A 16,683-nucleotide genomic window follows, 5' to 3' on the forward strand; every position below is an offset into this window, starting at 1 on the left:
TCAGCTTATTAGCGGTGGGGGAAGCCCATTCCGCCACCCATAAGTCCTTTCATTTGGCGCATCATTTTCATCATGCCGCCGCCTTTCATTTTTTTCATCATTTTTTGCATATCTTCAAACTGTTTAAGTAGTTTGTTGACGTCTTGTACTTGAGTACCTGATCCATTAGCAATTCGACGTTTTCGAGATCCTTTGATGATTTCAGGATTGGCTCTTTCTTTTAACGTCATTGAACTAATAATCGCCTCCATTTTAATGGTAATTTTATCGTCCATTTGCGCTTTAATGTGTTCAGGTAGTTGCCCCGCACCGGGAAGTTTTGCCAACATAGCTCCCATTCCACCCATATTTCGCATCTGTTTAAGTTGATCTTGGAAATCGTTAAAATCGAACTTGTCGCCTTTTTTTAACTTCTTGGCAATTTTTTCTGCTTTTTCACGATCAACATTCTGTTGCAACTCTTCGATTAAGGAGATGACATCTCCCATACCTAAAATTCGTGAAGCAATACGATCTGGGAAGAATGGCTCTAAAGCATCTGTTTTTTCTCCCATTCCTAAGAATTTAATCGGTTTGTCCGTAATATGACGAATCGATAACGCCGCACCACCACGGGCATCACCATCAACTTTGGTTAAAATCACACCGGTAAGTGGCAAAGCATCATTGAAGGCTTTTGCGGTATTGGCGGCATCTTGCCCTGTCATTGCATCAACAACAAATAACGTTTCGATTGGGTTGATAGCCTGATGCAGTTCTTTGATTTCATCCATCATGTTGCTATCAATATGTAAGCGTCCCGCTGTATCGACAATTAACACATCGAAGAACTGAAGTTTAGCGTGAGAAATGGCTTTATTAACAATATTCACTGGTTTTTCGTGAATATCCGATGGGAAAAATTCCACATCAATGGCTTTTGCAAGCGTTTCTAATTGTTTAATTGCAGCCGGACGATAGACGTCAGCAGACACAACCAGCACTTTCTTTTTTTGCTTTTCTTTTAAAAATTTAGCTAATTTAGCGACGCTGGTGGTTTTACCTGCCCCTTGCAAACCAGCCATCAAAATAACAGCGGGGGGCTGTGTTGCCAAATTGAGGGTGCTATTAACTTCACCCATAGCCGATGTGAGTTCAGCTTGCACTATTTTGATAAATTCTTGACCTGGTGTTAAGCTTTTAGAAACGTCCAGACCAACGGCTTTTTCTTTTACTTGATTAATAAATTCACGTACAACAGGAAGTGCTACGTCGGCTTCAAGTAATGCCATACGTACATCACGTAGTGCTTCTTTTATATTATCTTCAGACAGTCGTCCTCGACCACTGATATTACGGAATGTCTGCGATAAACGGTCGGTTAAATTCTCAAACATGTTAACTCTCAATAAACAAAAAAATTGTGATTATCATAACAGAAAATCTTAAGAAGTCCCATGATCATAATTTTGTTCTTACTTGACACTAAATAGTGTTCCTGTTCAAATGTTGAAAATTAACTTAGCATAATATTCCCCTTTATTTTTTTAGCAAGGGCAGATGATTACAGGAGATATTGATATGAAAAAAATCATTAATACAGATAACGCACCCGCAGCAATAGGACCTTATGTACAAGGCGTTGATTTGGGCAATATGTTATTTGCATCAGGACAAATACCGTTAGATCCAGTTACCGGTAAAATGTCAGATTGTGTCAAAGAACAAGCTAAACAAAGTTTAGCAAATGTAAAAGCTATTATTACGGCAGCGGGTTATCAAGTTAGTGATATCGTTAAAACCACCATTTTTTTAGCTGATATGAATGATTTTGCGGCCGTTAATGCAATTTATGAAGCCTTTTTTACAGAACATCATGCTGCGTTTCCTGCTCGTTCTTGCGTACAAGTCGCCAGAATACCCAAAGATGCTAAGGTTGAAATTGAAGTCATTGCTGTAAAATAAACGCAATACATCCTTTACTCTGAAAAATTTTGGACTTATACCTAGTGCCCAAATCGAATTGGTGTAGTCACTTGGTGACTACTTTTTAATTGCATGAATTTTCGCCCTTCATTTCCGCTTTTTTTAGATAATCCTATAAGGTAGTCAGTATACTCGTTTAGGGTGACAAACATCTTTTATGATTAGCAATATCTAAAGAAATTTTATCGTTTAAGCCTTGCCATATTTATCTTTTTTTACATTAATCATTCAAGTGAATGATTAATCATACCCAGAACGTGTAAACTTCTATTTAATGATTGATTGCCGATTGAGTTGATGCAATAATCTACAATTATTTATCATTAGTTGCCGTGTAATTAGGTTGCAAATATGTTTGAAAAAGTTGAGTCGTACGCAGGGGATCCTATTTTATCATTAGTTGCTGAGTTTAATCAGGATAACCGAATGAATAAAACAAATTTAAGTATCGGTTATTATTATGATGAAAACAGTGTTGTACCTCAATTAGCATGTGTAAAAGCTGCACGGGATTTTATCTATCAAAACGATAAAACTGCATCACTTTATTTACCGATGAGTGGATTACCTGATTATTGTCGAGCTATTCAATGTTTGCTATTTGGTGAAGCACACAGCGCTCTTAAAGATAAACGCATTGCAACCATTCAAACTTTAGGTGGTTCAGGGGCATTAAAAATAGGTGCTGATTTTTTGTTTCGCTATTTTCCGAAATCAGAAGTTTGGGTCAGTGATCCAACATGGGAAAATCATATAGACATTTTTCATGGTGCTGGATTTAAGGTAAATAAATATCCGTATTTTGATTCACAAACTTGTGGCGTTAATTTTGATGCAATGCTTGAAACTTTACATCAATTAACGGCTAAAAGCGTTGTTTTGCTACACCCTTGTTGTCATAATCCAACCGGTGCCGATTTAACACATGCACAGTGGGATCAGGTTATTGATATATTAAAAACACGCGATCTTATTCCCTTTATGGATATTGCCTATCAAGGATTTGGTAAGAGTATCGAAGATGATGCATATGCAATTAGACGAGTGGCAGAGTTAGGGATATGTGGTTTTGTGTGTAACTCTTTTTCAAAAACATTTTCGTTATATGGTGAAAGAGTGGGTGGTTTATCCGTTTTATGTGATAACAGCGAAGTCGCTAATCGTGTACTTGGTCAACTTCAAGCAACCGTACGTCGAAATTATTCAAGTCCTGCGGCCTATGGTGCTCATCTTGTTAGTTATATTTTGAATAATGTCGAACTGAAAACCCAATGGATTAATGAAGTTACTGCAATGCGTGAACGTATTATCTCAATGCGAATAAAGCTTGTTGAATTACTAAATAAGTTAGTACCCGAAAACAATTTTGATTATCTGATCAAACAGCGAGGTATGTTTAGTTATACTGGATTTTCTGAAGAACAAGTCACATATTTAAAAAATAACTTTGCTGTTTATTTGGTGGGCAGTGGACGGATGTGTGTGGCGGGTTTAAATCACCATAATATTCATCGAGTAGCAGAAGCGTTTGCTACATTAAAATAACCATGTAATTAATTAGAGGAGTATTTAATATGTTCCGAAAAATGTTAATGTTAATGCTAGGGTTAGTTATGGCAACGTTTGTCGTGGGTTGTAATACGGTAAGTGGTGTCGGTAAAGATGTTCAATCTGGTGGTAAAGCAATTACCCATACGGCTGATGAAGTGAGCGATAGATTATAAATGGAGCAGTGAGTCGAAATATACATAATTTATCATTCACATTTACTTCTATAATAAATCTATTTTTCTCATAAAAGCACAGTTCGTCAAGTTGACGAACTGTGCTTTTAATCAAGTAACTGTTAGATATTTAATAATATATATTAATTCATATTGCGTCAGATCTTATTTTTTTTTTGAAATGAATATTTACATAAAATGATTTTTGATAATTTATTAAATTGAGACAAGCTAATACTAATACAAAAAAATTGTAAGGATTAGAGGGTTAATTCATTGTAGTCGACATTGGTATTTTTTAACTTATTTTTTATTGGTTATTAACTTTATGATTGATTACATATGATGTTTTCACTGTTTTTAGGAAGAATTTGTTTATAGTAATTCACATCATTTTATTCCATATATTGATAAGTTGTTTTTATTTGAACTAATTGGGAATTCGCTGATAATTGTTATAAACATCTATTTAACTTACTTATTTTCTAAAACAATATAAATTTGCTAACGTATTCGTTTTTTTACAGATTATCAATACTATTTTTATCGTAGGCGATCATGGTCTATACCAAAATCTATTGGTTCAATTTTTTAGACCAGTTTGATCGAAAAAAGATGTAGAGAGCATTTATTCATACACTTATTTTGATACCTTTTATGTTAAAGTCTGTGAGCGTTAAAAATACCATTTATAAATGGTCGTCCAACGGAAGCAAATTATGATAGTATTAGCCGTTAATTTTTTTGAGGAATGATTATGTCATTTAATTTTGAAAATTCCCTAAAGGGTAAAGTAAAAAAAGCGGTTATCCCTGTTGCTGGTCTAGGAACACGCATGTTACCCGCAACTAAAGCAATTCCTAAAGAAATGTTACCTGTTGTGGATAAACCACTTATTCAATATGTGGTTAATGAATGTATTGCAGCCGGTATTACCGAAATCATTTTTGTTACGCATTCATCCAAAAATTCAATAGAAAACCATTTCGACACCAGTTTTGAATTAGAAGCCATGTTAGAAGCACGGGTGAAGCGTCAGTTGTTGCAAGAAGTGCAAAGTATACTTCCTAAACATGTAACGATAACAAGTGTACGTCAAGGTTTAGCTAAAGGGCTTGGTCACGCTGTTTTATGTGCCTATCCTTTAGTGGGCGATGAACCTTTTGCAGTAGTATTACCGGATGTGATTATTGATGAATATGAAAGCGATCTCACTTGTGACAATTTAGCTGCCATGATTCATAATTATCACGAAACTAAACATAGTCAAATCATGGTTGAACCTGTGCCTAAGGAATTAGTGTCTTCATATGGTATTGTCGATTGTCGTGGTGAAGAACTTGCCGCAGGGAATGTGGCACAGATGTATAGTGTGGTTGAAAAACCGTCGGTTGAGGATGCGCCATCAAATCAGTCTGTGGTTGGGCGTTATGTATTATCTGAGAAAATTTGGCCATTACTTGCTAAAACGCCATTAGGTGCTGGCGGTGAAATTCAATTAACAGATGGCATTGCAATGTTACTTGAAGAAGAGCCTGTCGATGCGTACTGTATTAAAGGACAAAGTCATGATTGTGGTAATAAACTTGGTTATATACAAACGTTTGTTCAATATGCCATGCGTCACAAAACATTAGGTAAAGATGTTTCTGATTGGTTGAAATCACTTTAATTGGTTTGAATGGTTTTATTAACCTAAAAAAGGACGCTTAATCGCGTCCTTTTTATCATTGAATATATATTGTTGTTACTTAAGCTTCGGCGTTGTCATTATCCAGAGTGACATTCGGATCGTTAAAGACATTCATATTCATTAATCCTACTTCACGATCTGTGGCAACCGCTGCGGTCATTGCACCCGATACGTTAGCTAAAGTTCGAGCCATATCAATAATTGGATCGACAGCGAGTACCATACCAATTAACGGGAAGTATTCGACCATTCCCATCCCAGATAAAACCACTGTTGCTGCAACGGTTGCTGTTCCTGGAATGCCTGCAATTCCTATTGATCCAATGACAACGACTATTACAAGCATAATGTAAAATTGAATATTGGTATCTATCCCAACCATATGGGCGACCATTACCGCTAATAATGCAGGAAAAAATCCAGCACAACCATTCATACCCATGGTGCTGCCAAGTGAGCCAACTAAGTTTGCTGTACCGGTGTTGACCCCCATTCTGACGGTTAATGTTGAAATAGTCATTGGTAAGGTGCCTACTGACGAGCGGCTAGTGAATGCTAATAGCCATGTTCCTAATGCTTTTTTGATAAACATTACTGGTGAAATACCATGAATTAAGACAATTAATACATGTACGATAAGCATAACGAGAGTTGCAATATAAACCGCTGCAACAAAACTTGATACTTCAACAATTGCAGGAATACCATTAGATATGATTGTACGGGCGAGTAACGCAATGACAGCATACGGCATATATTTAATAATGGTCATTGCAATTGACATAACAATTTTGTATAGCGCTTCAATAAATGTTTTAAACAAGGCAATCGGTTGAGGGTTTTTCTTTTCCATTCTATTGGCGGCAAGCCCCATTAATGCTGAAAAGATAACTAATCCTACAATATTTTCTTTTGCCATGGCTCCGATAATATTGCTAGGGATCAGATTAACGAAGGTATCAATAATATTGGTATAATGTTTAGCTTGAGCATGATGTACTGATGTTGAGCTTATTTCACCGAGTTCAAAAACGTTAGCTAAAACAATGCCGACTATACAAGCGATTGCCGTGGTGAAAAGTAACCAAAAAATGCCACGGAATGCTATTTGGGGTAAATTCTTTTTTCCCGAAAAATCAATAATAACTTTAACAATTGAGACAAATACCAGTGGAATCACTAGCATACGTATAAAGGCAATAAAGGCACGCCCAAAAAGACCATACCATGTTGCAATCTCTTGCATCCAAACTGTTGAACTTTTAGGAAAACCTGCCGACCATTGGATTCCCAGACCAAGAACTGCCCCAAGTATCAAGCCAACTAACATGCGAACTGAAAAATTAATTTTTTTGTCTTGTAATGGTTTCATTATGACAAAAAAACAAATAAGTAATAGCCCAAGACCAATTAATGTTTGGTAATGAGTAATGGATAGGAATTTTTCAAAAAAAATCCCGTGAAAAATGGCATCTGACATAATCGATCCTCGCCCTTTTAGGGGGTATATAATTAAATAATTATCAATAATTCTTTAATTTTATTTATTAATCAATTTGTTAAGTGCTTTAAAGGTTTGTTTTAATACTGAAGCAATTGATTAACAAATTTAATTTTTTATTGACTATTTTTGAGTGATTAGTAAACACTCTTTTCATCATCTCTATTTGGCAATGGAACCTGCTATATTTAAAATATCCCAAGGCCGTGAAAAAGGTGGTGCATACAGAAAATCTAACATTGTAAGTTCGTCAATCTTCATTTGTGACCATATTGCTGTTGCTAATACATTTATTCTCAATGCAGAACCAGTGCCGCCGACTAATTGTCCCCCCAAAATCTTGCGTGTTTCAGCATGATAAATAAGTTTAGCCGTAACGGGTGATTGACCTTCGACATAATTACTGTGGTTTTTATCGTTTACTAAAACCGTTTTATAGGGGATACCTAATTTGATGGCTTCATTTTCAGTTATTCCTGTTCGTCCTGCTTCAATATTAAATACTCGGAGCGCTGATGTGCCTAACGTACCAGGAAATTGACAATTGCCACCTGCAATGTTTTCACCTACAATTTTCCCTAATTTGTTTGCGCCAGTTGCTAATGGAATATAGACTTTAGTTTGGCTGACTTTATGGAACAGCGTGGCACAATCTCCAGCGGCATAAATATCAGTGATATTTGTTCTACCTAAATCATCGGTAATAATGGCACCATTATTTAGGGTATTAATGCCAATGTTTTTGTAGATTTGACTATTTGGTCTAACACCGGTAGCGATAATAACCAGATCAGCAGGATATTGTCCTTTATTTGTTATAACCTGCGTCACTTTATCTTGACCAACAAAACCTTGGACACTTTCTTGTAAATGTAAGTCACAATGTTGCTCAATATTTTCCTGAATAATGTCAGTAAGTTGCTCATCGAATGCTTCGACTAATACTCGATTATCTAATTGAATTAATTTTACTTTCTTTTTTAATGCAACCAATGATTCGGCTATCTCCAATCCAATATAACCAGCTCCAACAATAATAATATTTTTGCATTCCGGTTTTGACAGCGCTTCTTTGATTGCTAATCCATCATAAAGATTGCGTAACGTAAAAATATTGTCCAGCTGATCATTCGCCAGTGTTGGAATAATTGGACTTGCACCTACAGCAAATAGCAATTTGTCAAAGCTATCTTCAATGTTTTCACCGTTATTTAAATCTTTAATAAGTAATTTTTTTTGTTTAACATCAACAGATATCACTTCATGTCGTGTTTTTATTTCAATACCATCTTTTTGAAATTGTTCAGGTGTTCGGGATATCATTTCATTAGCATCAGTAAAATGATTGCCAATATAATAAGGTAAGCCACACGCACCGAATGAAACAATATCCGATTTTTCATAGATACGAATTGTTGCATTAGGGTTTATTCTTTTGGCTTTAGCTGCAGCACTCGCCCCAGCTGCTTGAGCTCCAATAATGATTATTTTCATCTATTATTCTCCTTTGTGCGCCTATTTTGAACACTTATCTGCTCATTGATCAAGGTAAAGTAACAAAGCATATCGATAAGTATTCATAATTGTCCATTTTAATTGTAATAAATGTACAATGATGTGTTAAATTTAACATTTCACTTGCAAATATAGTTTTAATCTTATTTTAAATCAAATTAATCGAAAAAAAAGTCGGATCGGTTTTTAAGATTCCGTCTGATGTATGAGATCGATGATAGTATTAATATGTTGTTGTGAATCATTTAATGCAGGGATGTAATGAAAGTGTTTTCCTCCTGAATTAAGGAATATTTCTCGATTTTCATGATCTATTTCATAACAAGTTTCAATACAATCCGCAGAAAATCCTGGGCACATCACATGAACACGAGTCACGCCATTTAAAGCTAAATTTCTAAGTATGTCACTCGTGTTTGGTTCAACCCATTTTCCTTTTCCAAATTTTGATTGATAGGCCATTTGTATTGGCAGCGTGATGCCGTTCGCTAAACACTTTTCAATTAATAATAAGGTGGTGAGTTCACATCGCTCGATATAATCATCATGGCGTTTAATAATATAGCGCTCAGGCATACCATGATAAGAAAGGAGTAAAACATCGGGTTGCCCTTGTTCTAAAAAAGCCTGTTTTATCTGTAAATAGAGTGCATTAATGTAACTTGGGTGATCAGCATAGTCTCGAATATAGTGAATATTACTTCTTATAATATTGGTATCATTTAATTGTTTGATTTTATCCAGAACGGCAAGTGTTGTGGTTGTAGAATATTGCGGGAATAGGGGTAACAACGTAATTTTTTTACAGGATTTTAAGTTATTTAAGGCAGCTTGAAGACTCGGCTCACCATACGTCATGGCAAGTTCACATTTTATATTGGGTAAGTGTTGCTGCAATTTTTCGTGTAACAATTTACTGTAATGTAACAAAGGTGAACTACCCTTTATCCAGATTTTTTGGTAATGCTTGAGAATGTAGGGGATACGTTTAGGTAATATAATATATTTTAAAATTGGATACCAAATAAAGCTGGGCAGATCAACAACATGTCGATCAAGCAAAAATTCTGTTAAATACTGTTTTATAGCATCTGGCGTTGTCGCGCTAGGTGTACCTAAATTAACCAATAATAAACCGTTTTTTTTATCCACAGCTTAGCCTCATTTGATATTAAGATAATGGTTAATAACTGCTAAAAGTCTACTGAGTGCTCCTTGATTTTGCTTCAAAACGAGATAGGCATTTTCGCCCAGTTGTACTCGGCGACTATTATCATTTAATAGGCGATCTATTGTTGAATATAAATCATCCGCTGAGTTTGTGCAAACAATCATTCCTTGCGCTTCAATCAACTGTTCACAAATCACTTGGAAATTAAAAAAATATTCACCGGTAATAATAGCAATATGGTGCAGTGCAGGCTCTAAAGGATTATGTCCACCCTGTTTTACTAGGCTACCACCCACAAAAGCGATATCTGCCATTGCGTAAAGCTCTACTAGTTCGCCCATTGTATCGCCCAAAACTATTTGAGTTTGTTCTGTAGGTATTTGATTTGTACTACGCTTTAAATAATTAAAACCATTATCACTAATGAGTTTTTCAACCGTTTTAAAACGTTCAGGATGACGTGGAACCAGAATTAACAATAAATTGGCATGTTTAAGCAGTAATTTTTTAAATGCAGTTAAAATAATTTCATCTTCGCCACTATGGGTACTTGCTGCAATTAACACTGGCCTTTTTAATTGCCATTGTTGTTTTAACTGGTTTATGTTTTGGCGCTGCTCATTGGATAAGTTAATATCAAACTTTATGCTGCCTGTTATTGCTAAATGATCAGCAGGTAAACCAAGTGAAACAAATCGTTCACCATCTTGCTGATTTTGAGCTGCCACCATACTGATTTTCGAAAATAATTGTTTGACTGCTTTGCCTAATTTGCCATAGCGAGCAGCAGATCGTTCTGATAATCTGGCATTTGCAATAATTAAAGGAATTTTTTGTTTATAACATTGGCTAATTAAATTAGGCCAAAGTTCAGTTTCCATAATTATAACAATTTTAGGCTTTGTGGTTTTTAAGAATCGTTTTATGGCTCCGGGCAGATCATAGGGTAGATAAACATGACTGACACTGTCTTTTAATAACGATTTTACTCGCTCAGAACCTGTCGGCGTCATGGTGGTAACAGTGATTGGTAACTGTGGATATTTTTGTTGCAATGCTTTAATTAGCGGAATCGCCGCTATTGTTTCACCTACGGATACGGCATGCACTAAAATACCATTTGGTTTGACTTTATTTTTGCAAAAACCATATCGTTCTAACCAGCGCTGACGGTAGGCTGGCGCTTTACGACTGCGCCATAATAGTTTTAGCCAAACAAATGGCTGAATTAGATATAATAAAAGGGTATAGATAATTTGCATGCACGTTAATGATCTAGATTAAAAAAATGCTGACGATAATAGACAAGTTCTGAAATGGAATCACGAATATCGTCAAGTGCTTGATGGGTACCTTGTTTTGTAATGCCTTTCAAAATTTCGGGTTTCCAACGTTTTGCTAATTCTTTAATAGTACTGACATCTAAATAACGATAATGAAAATATTTTTCTAACTTCGGCATATAGTTAAATAAAAAACGTCGATCTTGACCAATCGTATTACCACATATTGGTGAGCAGTTTTCTGGTACCCATTGTTGTAAAAATGCGATGGTTTGTTGTTCGGCTTGCTGTTCTGAAATAGTACTATTGCGTACACGGTCGATTAATCCCGAATTGCCATGAGTGTTTTGATTCCATTCATCCATGAGCGCTAATTGTTCATCTGATTGATGAACAGCAATAACCGGACCTTCTGCAAGAATATTAAGGTCAGAATCAGTTACAATAGTGGCAATTTCAATAATACGATCAGTTTTTGGATCAAGTCCCGTCATTTCAAGATCAATCCAAATTAGATTACTACTATTAATTTGAGAGTGTTTGATCATAATTTGCTGTGGAAATTTTCTTTTTAATGCCGAGTAGTGTAGCATATCTGTCAAACTGTTTAGTAAAAAATTCGTAACTGTGGCAAAAAATCAATTATCAAAAAATCAAAAAAGGCGTGTAGCTGCTAAACATCAGCAACGATTAGAGACAAGACAAGATGACAACTTGTCGAGTTTTTCGTTGCCGCGTGAAGGTGTCGTTGTGAGTCGTTATGGTAAATCCGCTGACGTCGAAGATGATACTGGACTAATTTATCGTTGCAGTATTCGCCGTACCTTACCGTCGTTGGTTACCGGTGATAAAGTAATATGGCGAGAGAGTTTGGAACCCAATACTAATGGTATTATTGAGGCAGTACATCCTCGACACTCAGAATTGGTGCGTCCGGATTTTTATGACGGTGTAAAACCTGTCGCAGCCAATGTCGATCAGATTGTCATTATATCGGCAGTTTTACCGGAATTATCCTTGAACATTATTGATCGTTATTTAGTGGCTTGTGAAGCAACCAATATTCAGCCCATAATTGTGTTAAATAAAATTGATTTACTTACCCCTGAACAGCGTACGGAGATTGAAAAGCAGTTATCAATTTATCGGGATATTGGTTATCCGTTATTGTTTGTCTCTTGTCAAAATCAGCAAGGGTTAGCCCCTTTGCAAGATGCGTTGCAAGGAAAAGTGTCTATTTTGGTTGGTCAGTCTGGCGTAGGTAAATCAAGCATTATTAATCTGTTATTGCCTGAACAGGCACAATCAGCTTTAACAGGCGATATCTCTGAATTATCGGGTCTTGGTCAACATACTACAACCTCTACACGGCTTTATCATCTACCCAATGGTGGCGATATTATTGATTCGCCGGGGATTCGTGAATTTGGATTGTGGCATCTTGAACCTGAACAAGTTATTCATGGCTTTATAGAGTTTGATGATTATTTAGGCGGGTGTCAATTCCGTGATTGTAATCACTCAAATACACCAGGATGTTTGTTACAAAAAGCGGTACAAGAAGGAAAAATAGCACCATCGAGGCTTGATAATTATCATCGTATTTTACTATCCATGAAGGATGTGAAGGCTAAAACAAATAAAAGCTATAAATAGCCTGCTTTTCAATACGTTCAGAAAATGACAGTGAGCTTGAATGAGTTAGAAAACATTGCTCATAATCTCAAAACACATGATTATGAGCAATCAGATTAGCTATTTTAACTATTGGCGCTTTTTAAGTGCAAAACCGATAGCAACATACGCCCAACCTTGGAAAATAAGGTCAATTCCTAAAAACATGCCCAATACCCAAAGACTATCGTATGGCCAGCCGGCAATAATCATTAAACCTAAAATTAGCGTAATAATCCCCGATGCTAAAATCCATCCCCAACGTGGTATTTCTCGGTTATTTAATGAAGCAAATATTTGTGTAAACCCACTGATAACCAGTAAGAGTGAAATCAGTAATGTAAATGCAGAAGAAACGGCAATAGGTTGGAAATACGCCATTAATCCGATAAAGATATACAAAATGCCCATTACCGCCCATAAGGCTGTTTGACCAAATCCTTTAATATTAAAGGCATGTATTATTTGTGCAATACCTGCAATTAAAAGTAATGAACCGATAAAGTAAACAGAAAAGACAGTTGCAATAAACTGGTAGCCTAATGCTAAGCATCCCAAAATAATTAAAATCACACCGATAAAAATAAACCAGCCTGTTTTTTGTTTAAGATCTTGAGTGTTATTTTCAGTAGATATCATATTAAATTCCTATTTTATATGGTTAACTTTCGGTTGTAATCAACATAGCCTTTCAATTCAAACTTGCCAGACGTTTTTAGCGAGCGAAAAGAAAGCATGACGGAGGTAATGCTAAATATGCAAAGAAAATGCGTACTATTTTCTTTACGTATAATAATTAATCAATATAATAAAACTAATTGTCCTTTTAATTTTTATCTTTCAGTGCTTCATCTAATGTTGAATAAAACATTAATTTATTCGAAATCGGTATAAACTTGGCTCTGGCTAATGTTTTCAATGGTTGGAATTGTAATTCACAAATAGATAAATCTACTTGTGCTGGCAATTCATCAACAAAATGGCGTAATGCATTAAGCCCACCCGCATCAAGAATAGGCACCGCATCCCACTGTAATACGATGTGCTCATAGCCATTTATCTTCTGATAGATTTCGGAAAAGGTACGTTCAGCGGCGGCAAAAAATAGTGGTCCATTAATGCGAAGTACTAATGTTTTTTCACTGCTTCGATTGAGTTCAACCAATCGTGTCATGTGTGCAATACGACGCATAAATAGGATTGAAGCTAACACTATGCCAAGTGTTATAGCAATAACCATATCAAATAATACGGTTAAAGACATGCAAATAAGCATGATTAAAATATCATCTTTAGGTGCGCATTTAATTATATATATCACTCGTTGCACAGCGCTCATATTCCATGCCACAATTAATAACAAGGCAGCCATTGCTGATAAAGGTATATAGGATAATAATGGTGCAAAACAAATGAGGGCAAGCAATACTACAATCGAATGCAGCACGGCAGCAATAGGTGATGTTGCGCCTGCTTTGACATTAGCAGCGGAACGGGCTATAGCGGCTGTTGCTGAAATCCCTCCAAAAAACGGCGCAATAATATTGCCTAATCCTTGTCCGATAAGTTCACTATTTGAGTGATGTTTTGTATGGGTCATTTCATCTAATACGACGGCACATAATAATGATTCAATCGCGCATAGCATTGCCATTGTAAGCGAAATTGGAAGCAGAGCGGATAACATTGACCAATCCCATTCAAAATCAGCGTGCTGCCAAGGTAAGATAAATTCGGGTAAAACGGACGGGATACCATGACCGATGCTATTATCAGGTAAAATATAGGTAAATCGAGAACCGATAGTTTCAATTTCATAGCCAAATTGATTCAAAATAAACATGACCAAAATACCCGTTATTAATGCAGGTAAATGCCCAGATATTTTTATTCGAAGTTTCGGCCATACAATCAGTACTATCAGTGTTACAATCCCCACTAAAGTATCGGCAAAATTAATAGTTGGAAAGGTTTTAACTAAAGCGGTTACTTTGCTGATATAACTTTCCGGCATGTGTTCAAGTGTTAAACCAAAAAAATCTTTGATTTGCATGGTGGCGATAGTTATCGCAATGCCAGAGGTAAAGCCTAAAACAACAGGTAAAGGAATATATTCAATTAATCGACCAAGTCGAATTACTCCCATGATTATTAGAAAGACACCGGATAATAAGGTCGCAACAAGTAATCCAGACAAACCAAATTGTAATGAAACGGGATATAAAATCACGACAAATGCCGCTGTTGGGCCCGATACGCTGAAGCGTGAACCTCCGGTTAATGCAATGACAACACCTGCAATTATTGCGGTGTAAAGCCCATGTTGTGGTGGAACACCACTCGCTATTGCTAAAGCCATGGCTAATGGTATAGCAATAATACCAACCGTAATACCAGCAATTAAATCCTTAAAAAAACGGGTAGATGTGTAACGATCTTTTATGCACGCTGCGATAAAAGCGCAACAAATTTTGGTGCCAGTTATGCCATATAATTTCATTATTTTTATTCGACTAATAGAAGTTTTTTGAAATGCTTACTAAGATAATCTTTTTTACAAAAATTAAAAGAGTGTTATTAAAATAATTTATATTGTCATTTAATTGCGTTAGGCTTTTTCAATTGAGGTATAAATAAGTTTATTAGGAATGATTTTGTAAATTGTTTCTAAGATGCTTTTTTCTATTGATTTGATACCAGTATCGTTTAAAAATAATGTCGTAGACCCATTCGCTTTTCTTGATATGGTATGATTAGCAGGAGCAATGTATGGTAGTAATTAATCAAAACGTGTTTTTTCATTCTTCTAGGGGAATAGGTGCAATTATGTTACTTGCTTTCTCTTCATTTTGTTTTGCATTACCACAACTAGCAGGCTCAAAGACGGCCTATCATTATGATACTAAACAAACCATTACCCCTGTTCCAAAAGGCTATCAAGCATTTTATATTAATCACATCGGTCGCCATGGTTCTCGCTATATTAGTAAATCAAAATATGAAGAGATTGCTTATCACACATTATTATTAGCCGACAAAGATAATCAACTTACTGATAGTGGAAAATTGCTACTCAAGCAAGTTTTGTATATTAAACAGTTGAATAATAATCACTATGGAGAGCTAACCGATTTAGGGCGTCAAGATATTGGTCTCATCAGTCAACGGATGTTAAAAAACAATCCAACTGTCTTTAAAGGACATAACATTGCGGTGATTTCATCTACGTCGCCTAGAGCTAAAGAGACGGCTGAAATTTTTGTTCAACCGTTTAAAGAAAAGTATCCTCATGTTCAAGTCACGACCCAGCCCGAAAATGAACAAACGTTGTTACGCTTTTTTAACTATTCGCCTGCTTATGATAAATATAAACAGAGTAAAGCGGTTAAAAATGCTTTAAAAGAAATTAAATTTTCACCTAAAACTATCGCACTGAGTCAAACAGTTGCTATGAAATTTTTTACCCTTGATTTTATTGAAAAATTAAATGTTGGAATGGATATTGGTGAATATAATTCGATTAAAACCGAAGATTTTAGTCTGGCCGTTTATCAACTCTATCAAGAGTTACAGGCATTACCCACAGAGGTATTAGTTAATCATCAACTTAATTTTGATGATTATTTTTCAGAGGAAGCAAATGCGTGGTTTAATACGGTTGTCACTGCCAAAAATTATTTACAAATTGGTCCGGCATTTGATGCCAATGGTATTCAAATTAAAATTGCTGCACCTTTATTAAGGAATATGCTAATGACAGCCGATAACGCAATTACCAATAATAATGTTGATGCTAATTTGCGTTTTGCCCATGCAGAGACGCTTTCTCCGTTTGCAACGCTAATGGAAATTGAGGGTACAACAAAAGTTGCCAAGACGCTATTTGATTATCCGACTGTCTGGCATGCAGAAAAAATTATTCCTATGGGCGCCAATATACAATGGATTTTTTATAAAAGTGAACAACCACATCATCCGATACTGGTTAAAATCTTATTAAATGAACAAGAAGTCCATCTGCCAATTAGTACCCAACAATATCCTTATTATCGTTGGCAGGATGTTAAACAGTATTATACCAATAAATTAAATCAATTAGGCTTAAATGAAAATCAATCCGATATCGATATGCTTAAAAAATTAAAATGATTCTAGAT

14 protein-coding genes are annotated in these 16,683 nt (G+C 35.7%); 6 read left to right on the top strand and 8 right to left on the bottom strand.

The genetic code is table 11. The features are described from left to right. Nucleotides 1-8: 8 nt before the first annotated feature. Entirely contained in the window at nucleotides 9-1,376 is a 1,368-nt protein-coding gene (gene ffh, locus ACGH47_RS10545; protein ID WP_411623377.1) for a signal recognition particle protein, read from the bottom strand. A gap of 184 nt (nucleotides 1,377-1,560) precedes the next feature. On the opposite strand from ffh, the gene ACGH47_RS10550 reads away from it, so the two are divergent. From ACGH47_RS10550 to galU, 4 genes are all read left to right on the top strand, one after another. Then, nucleotides 1,561-1,944 (top strand): RidA family protein, encoded by a 384-nt coding sequence (locus tag ACGH47_RS10550; protein WP_267380183.1) that lies wholly within the window; start codon nucleotides 1,561-1,563, stop codon nucleotides 1,942-1,944. A 372-nt stretch (nucleotides 1,945-2,316) separates the two neighbouring features. Continuing rightward, nucleotides 2,317-3,510 carry an aromatic amino acid transaminase gene (locus ACGH47_RS10555; protein ID WP_411623378.1) on the top strand — a complete coding sequence of 398 codons (1,194 nt, stop codon included), beginning with the start codon at nucleotides 2,317-2,319 and terminating at the stop codon, nucleotides 3,508-3,510. 29 nt (nucleotides 3,511-3,539) lie between these two features. Then, nucleotides 3,540-3,689 (top strand): entericidin A/B family lipoprotein, encoded by a 150-nt coding sequence (locus ACGH47_RS10560; protein WP_081299206.1) that lies wholly within the window; start codon nucleotides 3,540-3,542, stop codon nucleotides 3,687-3,689. A gap of 757 nt (nucleotides 3,690-4,446) precedes the next feature. Then, nucleotides 4,447-5,361 carry a UTP--glucose-1-phosphate uridylyltransferase GalU gene (galU, locus tag ACGH47_RS10565; protein ID WP_267352139.1) on the top strand — a complete coding sequence of 305 codons (915 nt, stop codon included), beginning with the start codon at nucleotides 4,447-4,449 and terminating at the stop codon, nucleotides 5,359-5,361. A gap of 79 nt (nucleotides 5,362-5,440) precedes the next feature. Here the strand turns inward: galU and ACGH47_RS10570 are convergent, their stop codons facing one another. From ACGH47_RS10570 to orn, 5 genes are all read right to left on the bottom strand, one after another. Next, on the bottom strand, nucleotides 5,441-6,862 hold the full coding sequence (locus ACGH47_RS10570) for a cation:dicarboxylate symporter family transporter (RefSeq protein ID WP_267380179.1): 1,422 nt from the start codon (nucleotides 6,860-6,862) through the stop codon (nucleotides 5,441-5,443). 183 nt (nucleotides 6,863-7,045) lie between these two features. Beyond that, complete coding sequence (locus ACGH47_RS10575) at nucleotides 7,046-8,377, bottom strand: CoA-disulfide reductase (protein ID WP_267380177.1); 1,332 nt, start codon at nucleotides 8,375-8,377, stop codon at nucleotides 7,046-7,048. 207 nt (nucleotides 8,378-8,584) lie between these two features. Beyond that, nucleotides 8,585-9,550 carry a ferrochelatase gene (gene hemH, locus ACGH47_RS10580; protein WP_267380175.1) on the bottom strand — a complete coding sequence of 322 codons (966 nt, stop codon included), beginning with the start codon at nucleotides 9,548-9,550 and terminating at the stop codon, nucleotides 8,585-8,587. A 9-nt stretch (nucleotides 9,551-9,559) separates the two neighbouring features. After that, on the bottom strand, nucleotides 9,560-10,831 hold the full coding sequence (gene waaA / locus ACGH47_RS10585; RefSeq protein ID WP_267380173.1) for a lipid IV(A) 3-deoxy-D-manno-octulosonic acid transferase: 1,272 nt from the start codon (nucleotides 10,829-10,831) through the stop codon (nucleotides 9,560-9,562). A 5-nt stretch (nucleotides 10,832-10,836) separates the two neighbouring features. Then, a complete protein-coding gene (orn, locus tag ACGH47_RS10590) occupies nucleotides 10,837-11,400 on the bottom strand; it encodes an oligoribonuclease (RefSeq protein ID WP_267380171.1) in 564 nt (187 codons plus the stop codon). Between the two features lie 79 nt (nucleotides 11,401-11,479). On the opposite strand from orn, the gene rsgA reads away from it, so the two are divergent. Further along, nucleotides 11,480-12,508 (top strand): small ribosomal subunit biogenesis GTPase RsgA, encoded by a 1,029-nt coding sequence (gene rsgA, locus ACGH47_RS10595; protein ID WP_411623379.1) that lies wholly within the window; start codon nucleotides 11,480-11,482, stop codon nucleotides 12,506-12,508. 108 nt (nucleotides 12,509-12,616) lie between these two features. Here the strand turns inward: rsgA and ACGH47_RS10600 are convergent, their stop codons facing one another. Beyond that, nucleotides 12,617-13,165, bottom strand: a complete 549-nt coding sequence (locus ACGH47_RS10600; protein ID WP_220215987.1) for an HdeD family acid-resistance protein — start codon at nucleotides 13,163-13,165, stop codon at nucleotides 12,617-12,619. Nucleotides 13,166-13,352: 187 nt separating this feature from the next. Beyond that, the gene (dauA, locus tag ACGH47_RS10605) at nucleotides 13,353-15,026 is read right to left on the bottom strand and encodes a C4-dicarboxylic acid transporter DauA (protein WP_411623380.1); all 1,674 of its coding nucleotides are present in this window, start codon (nucleotides 15,024-15,026) and stop codon (nucleotides 13,353-13,355) included. A gap of 269 nt (nucleotides 15,027-15,295) precedes the next feature. On the opposite strand from dauA, the gene ACGH47_RS10610 reads away from it, so the two are divergent. After that, a complete protein-coding gene (locus tag ACGH47_RS10610) occupies nucleotides 15,296-16,675 on the top strand; it encodes a histidine-type phosphatase (protein WP_411623381.1) in 1,380 nt (459 codons plus the stop codon). Nucleotides 16,676-16,683: the final 8 nt, after the last annotated feature.

Origin of the sequence: Gilliamella sp. CG16 (assembly GCF_046635785.1) — a bacterium.
In the GTDB taxonomy this organism is placed as follows: domain Bacteria; phylum Pseudomonadota; class Gammaproteobacteria; order Enterobacterales; family Orbaceae; genus Gilliamella; species Gilliamella apicola_I.